Origin of the sequence: Beijerinckia mobilis (assembly GCF_000745425.1) — a bacterium.
Lineage (GTDB): Bacteria > Pseudomonadota > Alphaproteobacteria > Rhizobiales > Beijerinckiaceae > Beijerinckia > Beijerinckia mobilis.
Genome location: NZ_JQJH01000009.1, coordinates 38,116 through 50,485, shown reverse-complemented (window position 1 = coordinate 50,485; position 12,370 = coordinate 38,116). Strand labels below are relative to the sequence as shown.

The 12,370-nt window shown below is 55.1% G+C and carries 11 protein-coding genes; 4 read left to right on the top strand and 7 right to left on the bottom strand.

From position 1 onward, the window contains the following. The first annotated feature begins 45 nt into the window (after positions 1 to 45). Positions 46 to 1,578 carry a murein biosynthesis integral membrane protein MurJ gene (murJ, locus tag DL88_RS08850; RefSeq protein ID WP_034994847.1) on the top strand — a complete coding sequence of 511 codons (1,533 nt, stop codon included), beginning with the start codon at positions 46 to 48 and terminating at the stop codon, positions 1,576 to 1,578. A 6-nt stretch (positions 1,579 to 1,584) separates the two neighbouring features. Further along, positions 1,585 to 1,947 (top strand): hypothetical protein, encoded by a 363-nt coding sequence (locus DL88_RS08845; protein ID WP_156971012.1) that lies wholly within the window; start codon positions 1,585 to 1,587, stop codon positions 1,945 to 1,947. Between the two features lie 139 nt (positions 1,948 to 2,086). Here DL88_RS08845 and DL88_RS08840 read toward each other — a convergent pair whose 3' ends face one another. The 5 genes from DL88_RS08840 to DL88_RS08820 all read right to left on the bottom strand — a co-directional run bounded on the left by DL88_RS08840 (position 2,087) and on the right by DL88_RS08820 (position 6,901). Next, complete coding sequence (locus DL88_RS08840) at positions 2,087 to 2,371, bottom strand: hypothetical protein (protein ID WP_034994842.1); 285 nt, start codon at positions 2,369 to 2,371, stop codon at positions 2,087 to 2,089. A gap of 29 nt (positions 2,372 to 2,400) precedes the next feature. Beyond that, positions 2,401 to 3,156, bottom strand: a complete 756-nt coding sequence (locus tag DL88_RS08835; protein ID WP_156971019.1) for an amino acid ABC transporter ATP-binding protein — start codon at positions 3,154 to 3,156, stop codon at positions 2,401 to 2,403. 44 nt (positions 3,157 to 3,200) lie between these two features. Beyond that, entirely contained in the window at positions 3,201 to 4,367 is a 1,167-nt protein-coding gene (locus DL88_RS08830; RefSeq protein ID WP_034994839.1) for an amino acid ABC transporter permease, read from the bottom strand. Between the two features lie 3 nt (positions 4,368 to 4,370). Beyond that, on the bottom strand, positions 4,371 to 5,582 hold the full coding sequence (locus DL88_RS08825; RefSeq protein ID WP_084705084.1) for an amino acid ABC transporter permease: 1,212 nt from the start codon (positions 5,580 to 5,582) through the stop codon (positions 4,371 to 4,373). A 308-nt stretch (positions 5,583 to 5,890) separates the two neighbouring features. Next, positions 5,891 to 6,901, bottom strand: coding sequence for an amino acid ABC transporter substrate-binding protein (locus tag DL88_RS08820; RefSeq protein WP_034994837.1), 1,011 nt, complete (start codon positions 6,899 to 6,901; stop codon positions 5,891 to 5,893). A gap of 455 nt (positions 6,902 to 7,356) precedes the next feature. Between DL88_RS08820 and metC the strand changes: the two genes are divergently transcribed. Both metC and DL88_RS08810 read left to right on the top strand, forming a co-directional pair. After that, complete coding sequence (gene metC / locus DL88_RS08815; protein ID WP_034994834.1) at positions 7,357 to 8,562, top strand: cystathionine beta-lyase; 1,206 nt, start codon at positions 7,357 to 7,359, stop codon at positions 8,560 to 8,562. A 687-nt stretch (positions 8,563 to 9,249) separates the two neighbouring features. Next, on the top strand, positions 9,250 to 10,071 hold the full coding sequence (locus DL88_RS08810; RefSeq protein WP_034995084.1) for a hypothetical protein: 822 nt from the start codon (positions 9,250 to 9,252) through the stop codon (positions 10,069 to 10,071). Positions 10,072 to 10,152: 81 nt separating this feature from the next. Here DL88_RS08810 and DL88_RS08805 read toward each other — a convergent pair whose 3' ends face one another. Then, complete coding sequence (locus DL88_RS08805; RefSeq protein ID WP_034994831.1) at positions 10,153 to 10,899, bottom strand: sialate O-acetylesterase; 747 nt, start codon at positions 10,897 to 10,899, stop codon at positions 10,153 to 10,155. Positions 10,900 to 11,437: 538 nt separating this feature from the next. After that, positions 11,438 to 12,256, bottom strand: a complete 819-nt coding sequence (locus DL88_RS08800; protein WP_370736388.1) for a CDP-alcohol phosphatidyltransferase family protein — start codon at positions 12,254 to 12,256, stop codon at positions 11,438 to 11,440. Positions 12,257 to 12,370: the final 114 nt, after the last annotated feature.

Sequence of the window (12,370 nt, the reverse complement as noted above, 5' to 3'; positions counted from 1 at the left end):
TCCGCTTTTCCCGCTCCCGCAGCCTGCCCCGGACATCGACTCTCCATGTATAAAAATCTTCTTTCCGTCGGCGGCCTGACCCTGCTCTCACGTGGAACCGGCTTTCTGCGCGATGTCCTGTTTGCAGCAGCATTCGGTTCCGGCCTCGTGGCGGAGGCCTTTCTGGTGGCCTTTCGACTGCCCAACCATTTCCGCACGATTTTCGGGGAAGGCGCCTTCTCCGCTGCTTATGTGCCCTGCTATTCGCAGGTTCTGGAAAATCAAGGCCCAGAGGAAGCCGGTCGATTCTGTTCGCAGGTAGCGGCGCTTCTCCTGATTTCTCAGATCATCCTTCTGGCAGTGGCCTGGCTGTTCATGCCGACATTTGTCGATCTGCTGGCGCCGGGTTTCCGTGATGATCCCGAAAAATTCTCCCTGACGATCACGCTGACGCGCATCACCTTTCCCTATCTTCTGTTCATCACATTGGTGACGTTGCAATCGGGAACGCTCAATGCACGTGGGCGCTTTGTCGCCGCGGCGACCGCTCCCATTGTCATGAATGTGACCTTGATCGTTACCTATCTGATCGCGCCACATTTCGGGAACCCGGGCGTTGTCGCCGCATTCGGCGTCATCGTTTCAGGGCTTCTGCAATATCTCATGACGGCCGGCGCTGCCTGGCGATCCGGCATACTCGAACATCCCGCTTGGCCGGAACTCACAATCAATGTCCGCCGTTTCCTGCGCCGGCTGGGACCTGCCGTGATCGGCTCGGCCGGGGTGCAGATCGCGATTTTCGCCGATACGATCATCGCCTCGCTGCTACCTGGCGGCATTGCCGCCATCACTTACGCGGACCGTCTTTATCAACTGCCGCTCGGCATCATCGGCGTTGCCGCCGGCACTGTTCTTCTTCCTGAGATGAGCCGGCTCCTCGCCTCCGGCAAGCCTGAGGCCGCGCTCCATGCGCAAAACCGCGCAATGGCCATTTCCCTTAGCCTTGCGGCGCCCTTCTGCATCGCCTTTCTCACGATCCCCGATCTCATCATGCGCGGCGTCTATCTGCGCGGTGCCTTCACTGCCGCTGATGGCGAAGCCTCGGCCCGCGTGCTCGCGGCCTATGGTTTCGGCCTGCTGGCGGTGATTTTGATCCGCTCCGCCCTCGCAAGCTTTCAGGCGGCTGGCGATACCCGGACGCCGATGATGATCTCCCTCACCGCCGTGGCGCTCAATGTCTGTCTCAAGATCATTCTGTTCCATCCCATGGGCGCGGCAGGTCTCGCCGCGGCGACTGCGGCTGGCGCCTGGATCAATCTTTCCCTGCTCATCATCCTTGCCATGCGACGCGGGACGATGCAGCCGGATCGTCTTTTGTGGAAGACGATCGCCTGTGTCTTTATCGCCTCCATTGCCCTGACACTCTTCGCCATTTTTTTCCAGGATTACGCGCGAGAACTCGGCTCCCGCCTGCCATTCCTGCGAAACGAGATCACCCTGATCGGTCTGGGCCTGGCCGGCGCCTGTCTTTACGGCCTGGTCTTTATCACCAGCCTGCGCGTGGCGGGAGTCTCGTTGAGACGCCGTGCGAGAGCCTGAAGCGTTTTGAATATATCCACAGACGCTCGATTCAAAAAATCAGAGCCTACGGATCCAGCCAACAGACAGAAGACGGCTACATTCAGGAAGATCAAGCGCGCCGGCGTGATATTGAAGAATTTCCATTTACATCTGAACATGGCAAGCATCGACGCCCGTTTCGGGCGCCATCCTCCTGGAACACTTGCTGATGCGATTGCTTGCAATGATAATCGTGTGGATCGTGGCGATGATCCTGTGCACGGCGTTGGTCTGGTTTGTTTTCGCGAGCTTCCTTGTCATCAAGGCTTGTTTTATTCTGCCGGCTATCATGCAATGCGGCGCGTTACCATGAAGCTAATCGACGACAAATTGTTCTTAAACACGTAATCATGACTTATACCAAGTCTCGGTAAATCATATTCGTCGGGACTTGGTATACCACCATTCCGAAGGAATAAAGCGCTACATGCTTGTAAATCGTTGGAATCAAATGATTTACAAGAACAGAACCCGGAATTCGTGTATATTACCATGGGTCGAGCGGGCGGATACGCACGGGCGGATTTCGTGATGGTGGAGGAGGTCCCCAATAGCCCGGCTGCCATTCGCAGGATTCTGAAGTATGGCATACCCAGCGCGGCTTGTGATAACCCGCCTGCGCACGCGCTTCATCCCGTAAGTCGTTCAGAGACCGATAGATATGATCGAGTCCGTTGGCCGGCCCCGGGTTGGTCTGTATGGCATATTGCGCCAGTGCCGTTTCAGCATTGATGAAGAGTAGGAAGATGACCAAGCGCGATAGGGAGGACATGACGCGGTTACCCTTCCGAAAGGACACGTTTACAAAATCTGGCCAAGAAACATTTTCGTGCGAGGATGGCGAGGATTGGTGAAAAACTCCCTGGGTGGTGCGATTTCCAGGATTTCTCCGCTATCCATGAAGACAATACGATCAGCGATCTGGCGGGCAAAACCCATTTCATGCGTCACGCATAACATGGTCATCCCCTCCCGTGCCAATTGCACCATAATATCGAGCACTTCCTGCACCATTTCCGGATCGAGCGCCGATGTCGGCTCATCGAACAGCATGATTTTCGGATTCATGCAGAGAGCCCGCGCAATCGCGACCCGCTGCTGCTGACCGCCAGACAATTGGCCGGGATATTTGTGGGCTTGCTCGGGAATACGCACCCTTTCGAGGAAATGCATTGCGATTTCCGTGGCCCGCCCTTTGGACAATTTGCGCACCTGGATCGGTGCAAGCGTGCAATTTTCCAGAATGGTCAGGTGAGGAAACAGATTGAAGTGCTGGAACACCATGCCGACCTCACGCCGGACTTCCTCGATCCGCTTGAGATCATCCGTCAAGGCAATGCCGTCGACGGTCAATGTCCCCGCCTGGAAGGTTTCGAGCCGGTTGACGCAGCGTATCAACGTTGATTTGCCGGACCCAGAAGGTCCACATAAAATGATTTTTTCGCTGACGCCGACATCGAGATTGATGTCGCGCAAGACCTGAAACGCCCCATACCATTTATTCAGGCCGCGGATCGAAACGGCAAGCTCCTGATCCCAGTTCTGGCTATTCGGCATCTGGCTATTCGGCGACTTTGCACCATGAACATTGGTGGAAGACATTACGCCACCCTGCCCTTCTTGCGCTCGGCGAGGCGGCGCTCAATACCAATCGAATAACGCGACATACCGAAACAGATCGTGCCATAAAACAGGGCTGCGAAAAGATAGCCCGTTGCGCTGATCGTCGGGCCGGCCCAGACGGGATCAAGCCGCGCCGTCTCGACCGTCCGCAGAAAGTCGAAGATCCCGACGATGGCGACCAGCGTCGTATCCTTGAACAATCCGATGAACGTATTCACGATGCCCGGTATGACGTGAACGATCGCTTGCGGCAGAATGACAAGGCGCAGACTCTGCCAGGTGGTGAACCCAAGCGCGGCAGACCCCTCATATTGTCCCTTTGGCACGGCTTGCAATCCACCGCGCACGACCTCCGCCATATAGGCCGAAGCAAAGAGCGCGACACCCACGAGCGGCCGGCTGAGCCTGTCGATGTGCACGGTTTCCGGCAGGAATAGCGGCAGCATGAAATTGGCCATGAACAAGACCGTGATCATAGGCACGCCACGCACGAATTCGATGAAGGAAGTGCTGGCAAGGGCAATGACCGGCAGGCTGGAGCGCCGTCCGAGCGCCAGAATGATGCCGAGCGGCATGGACACGACAATGCCGACGCCGGCGACGACGAGGCTCAGGAAAATGCCCCCCCAAAGATCCGTATCGACCATGGGAAGACCAAATATTGGCGCCCCAAGCAACAGTACGAGCGCGACAAGCGGGTAGACCAGAAACAGGAGTGCTGCGGCAAAAGGCTTGTCCGGATGTTTTCCCATCTTTTGCGGCCACAAAAGCCAGGCGAGCAGCAAAGCGCCAAGGACAAGAGTGACGACGACGCGCCAACGCTCATGCTCCGGATAGGAGCCGAAAATGAAATAGGGCAATTTGTGCCAGACGAATGCCCAGCAGGCTCCCGCCCCGGGAACGCGGCAGGCCTCCCCATCCGGCGCATTCCAGACAGCATCGAAAAGGACGAAACGCAGCAAATCGGGGGTGAGCCAGAGGATGAGCCCGCTCGACAGAAGAGTCAGAAAAGCCGAAAGCGGCGTACCGAAGAAACTCCTGCGCAGCCGTTCCCACCAGGCGTCTTTTTGTTTTGGCGGCGGAAGCACCGGCGCATTTTTATGGCTGAGATAGGTCCCGCCGGGCGCGATGGAATTGGACGCCATGACCTAGCGCTCCACAAAAGCCATGCGGCGGTTGAGATGATTCATGGCAAATGAGATCATGAGCGACAGGCCGAGATAAACGGCCATTGTGATGAGAATGACCTGCACGGCGGCGCCGGTCTGATTCAGAACCGTGCCGGTGAACACTTGAACGAGATCAGGATAGCCAATGAAGACCGCCAGCGAGGAATTCTTGACCAGATTGAGATATTGACTCGTCAGAGGCGGAATGACGACGCGCAGGGCTTGCGGCAAAATAATCAGACGCATGGTGAGGCCTGGCGGCAGGCCGAGGGAAGCGGCAGCTTCGCTTTGGCCGCGCGGGACGGAATTGATGCCAGCACGCACGATTTCCGCGATGAAAGCCGCTGTGTAAAGGCTCAAACCAAGCAGCAACGCGACAAATTCCGGAGATACACGGAATCCACCAGCGTAATTGAAGCCTTTCAATATCGGAAAATCCAAGGCAAGCGGCGGCATATGCAAGCTAAAGCCAATGGCCGGACCGACAGCAAGCAAAAGGATCAGGAGATTTCTCGGCCAACCCGGTTTGAGAATCGAGAAATGCCAAACAAGATAGGCCAAAGCCAGCCCGATCGCGAGAGCACCGGCAACGCCTGCTGCTCCCGCCTCGAAACTCGGCCGTGGCAGAAAAAGACCGCGATTGTTGAGCACGGCGCCCAAGGGCATGATCAGGGATTGGCGCGGCCCCGGCAACGGCTTCAAAATGGCATTATACCAGAACAGGAGCTGGAGAAGCAGCGGAATATTCCGCAAAACTTCCACGTAAGTCGCCGCCAGGAGCGAGACGAGGCGGTTTTCCGCAAGCCGCCCAATGCCGACAATGACCCCAATGATGGTCGTAAGGACGAGCGCGATCGCGGCTACGATCAGAGTGTTGAGCAAGCCGACGAAAAAGGCGCGTCCATAGGTTGATAAGGGAGAATAGGCGATCGGCGTCTGGTTGATGTCGAAGCCGGCCGTGTCGTTCCAGAAGGAAAAATCAGTCGGAATATTGCGTGCCAACATATTGGCCCGCAAATTCCAGCCCAGAATGGCCAGAATGGCAGCCAAGACGAGGACGAACAAAACCTGCACAGCCGTATTGCGCCAAGCTGGATTATACCACCTTGCCAAAACCTCGCCCGCGAGCCCCTTGCCCGCCAGAATTTTGGTTATCGACCGTTTCAGGGAGAATGGTTGAAATCCAATCATCAATCCAAATCTTGGCACGCCTGACACCGGAAACATTCATTGCTTCCACACGAGTGCCCTACAGCATCGACCCGAAATGTGGATACCACTTTTCGGGTCGATGCGTTTACAAAACAGTGAGCGGCGTCCCCAAGCAAATTTTCCAGGGTTTGCTTACACCGATAAATCGGCGCGGCCTTGATTTCTTGGCCTGCGCCCAGGAGCGATTCAATCTCCTGTATCGGGATTTGTTCCAAAGGACGGAATGCGCATGAAAGCAAAGCCAGAGGCTCATGATCCGGGGCGCAGTCCGACTGACTCGCGGGAAGTCAGCGAACCGGTGGCGCGTAATGCAATCCGCCCTTGGTCCATAGACTGTTAATTCCCCGCTTGATTTTCAATTTCGAACCATCGCCGAGATTGCGGTCGAAGACCTCGCCGTAATTGCCGACATGTTTGATGATCCGATAAATCCAGTCTCGGGTCAGGCCCAGCCCTTCTCCGAAATTGCCCTCGAAGCCAAGCAGCCTTTTGATTTCGGGGCTCTCGGACTTCGTCTTCTCTTCCAGGTTTTTCGAATTGACGCCGTCTTCCTCGGCGTTGACCATCGCGAAATTCACCCAGCGGACGAGATTGAACCATTGATCATCGCCCTGGCGGACCAGAGGACCAAGAGGTTCCTTTGAAATGATCTCCGGCAGGACGACGTGGTCCGCCGGATTTGTCAGTTTGGCCCGCTGCGCGTAAAGGCCCGAGGCATCGGTTGTCAGAGCGTCGCAGCGTCCTGTCTCATAGGCTTTCAGCGCCTCATCGCCAGTGGCAAAGGTAACCGGCTCGTAGGGAAGATTATTCGACCGGAAGAAATCAGCAAGATTGAGTTCAGTCGTCGTGCCCTGCTGCACGCAGATGGACGCACCCGAAAGCTCTAACGCCGAAGAGACATTGAGCTTTCGATGCACCATAAAGCCCTGGCCATCGTAATAGGTAATGCCGGTGAAAAGAAATCCCTGACCGACCTCACGTGACAGCGTCCAGCTGGTATTGCGTGAGAGAAGATCGATTTCGCCCGATTGAAGCGCGGTGAAACGGTCCTTGCTGCTCAGCGGCAGAAATTTGACCTTGGTCGGGTCATCGAAAATGGCCGCCGCGACAGCCCGGCAGAAATCGATATCGAATCCATGCCATTCTCCCTTGTCGTCGGGCAGTCCAAAACCGGCAAGGCCCGGATTTGAACCACAATTGAGAAATCCGCGTCCCTTGACGACATCCAGCGTTCCTGCGGAAGCGCCCGCCATCAGAGAGAATCCGATCAGAACGGCTACGATAAGGGATTTCAACATGCGAACGATCCAGTTTATGTGTCGAAACAGGAAGATGCTCCGAAACCTCCCGTCGCATCTGGCATACATCCTGAACCGCATGAAGCAAAGCCAAGCTGATACAATTTCCGGAGATGTGACAATGATGAGGTGAGTCCATAGGCTGACGGGATGAATCGAGCCAAGAAAGGCTGTGCCGCGGACCTCTATAGAGGTTCATAGGCAAATGATGGGCGCGAGCCGATGCTCAGAAGATCTTTTCCCTTCCCACAGAGACGTCCATGCTTGTGAAGCCCGAGTACCCGGGGATTTCACATCGAAGCTCTTCCCTTTATATAAAATTACAACGAAAACTTGACCGTTTTTCACTCATAGAAATTTTCATGTGAGCGGTCTTCGAGAGGATGCCATGAGTCGAGGCAAAAGAATCCCCGCGAGGCAATTTTGGCGAGCATGCGTCTGATTGGAAGGCAGGAATGACCGAAACGACTCGAGAAACACGCCAGCGATTCAAATCTCGCACAAAACTGGTTCACGCAGGACGTACACCATCCGAGCAATTCGGCTATGTCAATACTCCGATCTATCGCGGGTCGACGGTGCTTTATCCGACCTTCGAGGATCTTTCGGCCCGGCGCGGACGGTTCTCCTACGGCACTCAGGGGACGCCGACCACGCAATCGCTCGAAACCGCCTGGAGCGAGATCGCGGGCGCGGCGGGAACGGTTCTGGTGCCGACAGGCCTCGCCGCTATCACTCTCGCACTGCTCACCGCAGTCAAGGCGGGCGACCATATTCTGGTGACGGATTCGGTCTATCGTCCATCACGAAATTTCTGTGACACGATCCTGCAGCGGATGGGGGTCGAAACGACCTATTACGATCCTCTGATCGGCGCCGGACTGGAAGCGCTCGTAAGGCCCAATACGAGTGTCGTCTTTCTCGAGACGCCAGGTTCGCAAAGTTTCGAAATTCAGGATGTTGCCGCGATCGAAGCCGTGGCGGCGGCCCATGATCTCTGCACGATCATCGATAACACCTGGGCAACCCCGCTGTTCTTCCCGCCGCATGAGCGCGGCATGGATCTCGCGGTCGAAGCCGGGACCAAATATCTTTCCGGCCATTCAGATCTCCTGCTCGGCCTCGTCTCCGCCAATCAGCGTTGGTATCCGCGGCTGCGTGCAACCTGGGACGCTTTCTCCATGTGTCCAGGTCCGGAGGATGTTTTTCTGGCGCTGCGCGGTTTGCGGACCCTGGAATTGCGTCTGCGCGAGGCGGAACGCCAGGGTCTTGCGATGGCGCGCTGGCTGGCGCAGAGACCGGAGGTCGTGCAGGTGCTTCATCCTGCCCTTCCCGATTGCCCCGGGCATGATCTTTGGAAACGTGATTTTCTGGGTTCCAGCGGATTGTTTTCTGTCTTGCTCAAGCCAGCTTCGCGCGAAGCGCTGGCCGCCATGCTTGATGGTCTCGAATTATTCGGCATGGGCTATTCCTGGGGCGGTTTCGAGAGCCTGGTCATTCCGTTCGATTGCCGCACTTATCGGACCGCCACGACCTGGAACCCGCCGGGGCCAGCCTTGCGTTTTTCGATCGGCCTTGAGGATATCGAGGATTTACAGGCGGATCTCGCCGCCGGATTCGAACGCTTCAACACCCATAATACCAAGGTGTCGTCCCCATGAACAACGCCCCATGAACAACGCCCCATGAACAACGCCCAGACCGGAGATACGATCACCGCCTGAATCGTGACCCTGTATCAGGCAGCTATAACACCTATAGGCAACGATACACGACGCCGGCGCAGGGTGAAGCATCCAAGTGTTCGCGGGATGAATGTCACTTGGTTGGTGATGATGATTACAAATGATCATCACCAATCTCCGGTGACAGCAGGGATGCGCGGGATCGGTCACGGACGACTTGATATCGATCTTAAGCTACAGAAGTCCAAGAAAAAAGCAGCGGTAGGCCATGTCGAAATATGATACGAGCGAACCAATTCTTGGAAAACGCTTACGAGAGGCATCGACTGTTTCAGAAAAGAACAGCCGATTTAAATGAAACGAGCCGCAGTACCGTTACAAAATGGAACTAAATAAAGCGTGCGAACAAATTTCTTATCTGCTTTCTGTTTTTCAAATCCACCAGCTGGATCGCTCGGGATTTGACTTAATCATCTGGGCATAGCTATGCGGGCGTCGTAAGAGGTGGTGGGGGAGAGACGCCTCTCGCCCACGATACATCCCAATAATCGATTTGGACTAAAGCCGTTCAATGCGTACTTGACGGCATTGGTCCGAGCCGCCTTTATGAAATGGTCCGAAGCATCGGGCAAAATTAATGATAAAGGGATTCTAGAGGCCGAAATGGATATTTTGCGGCTCGTGCTGCTCGGCCTTGCCGCTGTTGCTGCGCTCCTTCTGAGTTTCAGTTTCATGCAGCAGGCTTTGCAACCCCCAGAGCTGGTCACGGCAAGCCAGACAACATCGGGAGCGAGTTCAGGACGCCTTTTCTCGGAAATGCGGAATGCCCGGGCATCCATCATCCTGGCTCTTTCAACGGCGCCCGAATATGCGGCTTTTTTCGACCGGCTGAAAACGCTTTATCCCGTCGACTATGAGACCTTTCTGACCAATGCCGCCAAACGCACGGTCGTGACAGGGGAAGCGCCGAATGTGGACCGGCTTCTATCTGATGCCATGCGTACTTTACGCCTCTCGCATGGAATATTGGCGTCAAAAGCGGATTCAGAAGCATTGAGTCGCATTTTTGCGATGCAACTCAATGTTATGCGGGCACTTGCCATCGCCGATGAAAAACTCTGCGTCGATTTTCTTTATGGCAATGCCAGCAGCGCATTCTTCGATTTTTCCGCCACGCATCGGATGCTCATTGGCGATATGGCTTTGGCTGGACTGGCGGCTGTAGCCGATGGAGAGGCGCAACCTGTCGAGCACGGCCCTCCGGGGGATGAGGATTTCGCCATGCTCGACAAGGCGTTGAGGGAAAAAGGCCTGAACGACGCAGAAATTTCTGCCGTACTCGACGGAAAAATGTCGGATCCACCGATCGAATCTGCCCGTATGTGTGAAGCAGGCCAGATTTATCTCGAAACACTTGCCGCCATGCCGGAACCGGGGCGGAGCCGCATTTATGGACTCGCGGTCGAATTGATGGCGCGCTCCTAAAAAAACAGCCTTCGAGCTCCCGGACTATCGCCGACCTCAGCTTTTTGAAGGCACGCTTTTCTCAAGTCTGCGAGGCCTTCATCATAAACATTTGCAATTAGCAACCGCCTCGATCCAGGCATCGGCCATTGCGCGGGTGCCATCCGCTCCTAAATGCACATCGTCATACCGATCGGTGATTTTGTCGCCATCGGGTCCTGCCGCCATGCCCGGCTCTTCAGCCATTGCCCGCTGCGCCGCGCGTATGGATTCATTGACGCGATGGTTTTCCAATGTCGTCTGTGCGATCAGAATAGGTGCGTTGACGCCAAGCGCACGAATGCGCTCGAGGATGATCCGCAGGTCAGCAGCATAGGTTTTTCCGTCGAGATCTATATCGGCCTCGCCCTGCTGCCAGAAAACAGCGTCGATCGTTCCTCCCGAAGCCTTGACCTTTCGGATCTGATTGAGGGCGTAATTCTCGAAGCCATTGTCTTTCCAATCTTTTATCGATGTCGCACCCCAGACGGCAGAGATGATCGTGACCGATTGACCAAATCGCTGCCGAAAAGCATCGGCAAAAGCGGGCCACTGACTGCCGCGTGTGCCATCACCTCCAGGCACGGGATCGACCAAAGCGAAGCATTGGCCATCGTAAAAAGCCGCCGCATTTGGATCTTTTGCCTTGGTGAAGGTGTAGGCTGAATTTCCGGCATTGCTCTGGCCAAGAACGAGAATAGTTTTGTTCTCTCCAAATCGGCAGGAACGCTTGGGCTGAAATTTCAAACTCGGCTGAAAACGGCCGAATGGGGGCGCTATATGGATATATTTGGCAATCCCCCGTGCCAAATCGAGCGTCGATTTATGCTCTATAGCTCCTCTATAAAACAAGTAAGAAAAGGCGACATTCAAAACCAGCGAACCGACGAGTAAGATAATAAGAAAAGAAAAGAGAATGACTCGAGCATAATACTTCGGTTTCGATGGAGGTATCACGATTTCCCTTTCACGCTTCCGGCAAAGGCAAGGGTGATTGTCTCGTTCGAAAAGTATCAACAGAAGGTAAGTTGAGACAAGTCTGATCCCTAAAGTCTTCAGCTCTCGATTTTGTGAAGATTCATGACTGAAGATAACGGTAATTCTGGTTTCTCTATGGGATCAGCTCTCGGTCGTCATTTGGAATAAACCAATTATGGGAAAACCGCTCGTAATCATCCAAGCTCGATATTGAAGAAGAATTGCGCGGTCGAAAGCCAGCGCCTCATCAACAGAGGCAAAGCGTCATGATTATATCTCTGTATCCCGTTTCAACCGGATTCGAGAGATAGCCTATGACGAAAGATGAAGCCGTGTATGTCACTGGGCATGCTCGAGCTGAGAAGACTTCTCAGCCTTGCGAGTTTGTGCCTTCAATCCTGACAATATTTCCAGAATTCTGTGGCGATTCGGCCTCAAATTGTTTGAAGCGCCGAATGGCCAGCGGGATCGTCGCCAGATAACCTAATGTCAGCAGGGCAAGAACTTCCATCGGAAACATGACCAGCAGCAAAGCCAGCATGGCGATGCCCGCAAGCACGAATACGACATATTCACGCGGTATCCGGCCGATTTTCTTTCCTGAAAAATGCGGGATGCGGCTGGCCATGAGGAAAGAAACAAAGAGCAGATAAGCGATCTCGAAGGGGATCAATCCCCGCGTCATCGGAATCGCAAGTACTGACAGATGGAGATAAAGCGGCAGCAGCGCAACCAACGCGCCCGCAGGCGCCGGCATCCCGGTAAAGAAATGGGCATGCCAGGCAGGCGTATGAGGATCGTCGCTCATCACATTAAAACGCGCGAGCCTCAACGCACAGGCCATGGCGAAGACAAGGGCCGCGAACCAGCCGAGGCTTTTGACGCCCTGCAAACTCCACAAATAGAGGATGAGCCCTGGCGCCACCCCGAAATCCACGAAATCGGCAAGGGAATCGAGTTCCGCACCGAAACGAGACGTACCACGCAATGCCCGAGCCAGACGACCGTCAAGGCCGTCCAGTATGGCTGCTGCAATCACTGCCAGCACGGCGATTTCAAAGACACCTTCCACCGCGAAGCGAATGGCGGTCAACCCCATGCAAAGAGCGAGGAGTGTAACGAGATTGGGAATGATGTACCGCACCGGCACGGCCCGGAACCGCCGGCGACGCTGAGAAATCTCATTCACGCTTCTCGATCGAAATGGATCGGATATGATCGCTCTCCTGTGGATTGCACCGCGCCGATTGCTGTATCGCGCCTGCGGATCGCCCTTGCTTATTCCACCCTGCCCTGAAGGGCA

Coding starts and splice junctions, on each gene's coding strand:
- DL88_RS08810 (WP_034995084.1), top strand. CDS start 9,250: ATGGATATTTTGCGGCTCGTGCTGCTCGGCCTTGCCGCTGTTGCTGCG.
- DL88_RS08830 (WP_034994839.1), bottom strand. CDS start 4,367: ATGGCGTCCAATTCCATCGCGCCCGGCGGGACCTATCTCAGCCATAAA.
- DL88_RS08820 (WP_034994837.1), bottom strand. CDS start 6,901: ATGTTGAAATCCCTTATCGTAGCCGTTCTGATCGGATTCTCTCTGATG.
- DL88_RS08840 (WP_034994842.1), bottom strand. CDS start 2,371: ATGTCCTCCCTATCGCGCTTGGTCATCTTCCTACTCTTCATCAATGCT.
- DL88_RS08825 (WP_084705084.1), bottom strand. CDS start 5,582: ATGATTGGATTTCAACCATTCTCCCTGAAACGGTCGATAACCAAAATT.
- DL88_RS08835 (WP_156971019.1), bottom strand. CDS start 3,156: ATGCCGAATAGCCAGAACTGGGATCAGGAGCTTGCCGTTTCGATCCGC.
- metC (WP_034994834.1), top strand. CDS start 7,357: ATGACCGAAACGACTCGAGAAACACGCCAGCGATTCAAATCTCGCACA.
- murJ (WP_034994847.1), top strand. CDS start 46: ATGTATAAAAATCTTCTTTCCGTCGGCGGCCTGACCCTGCTCTCACGT.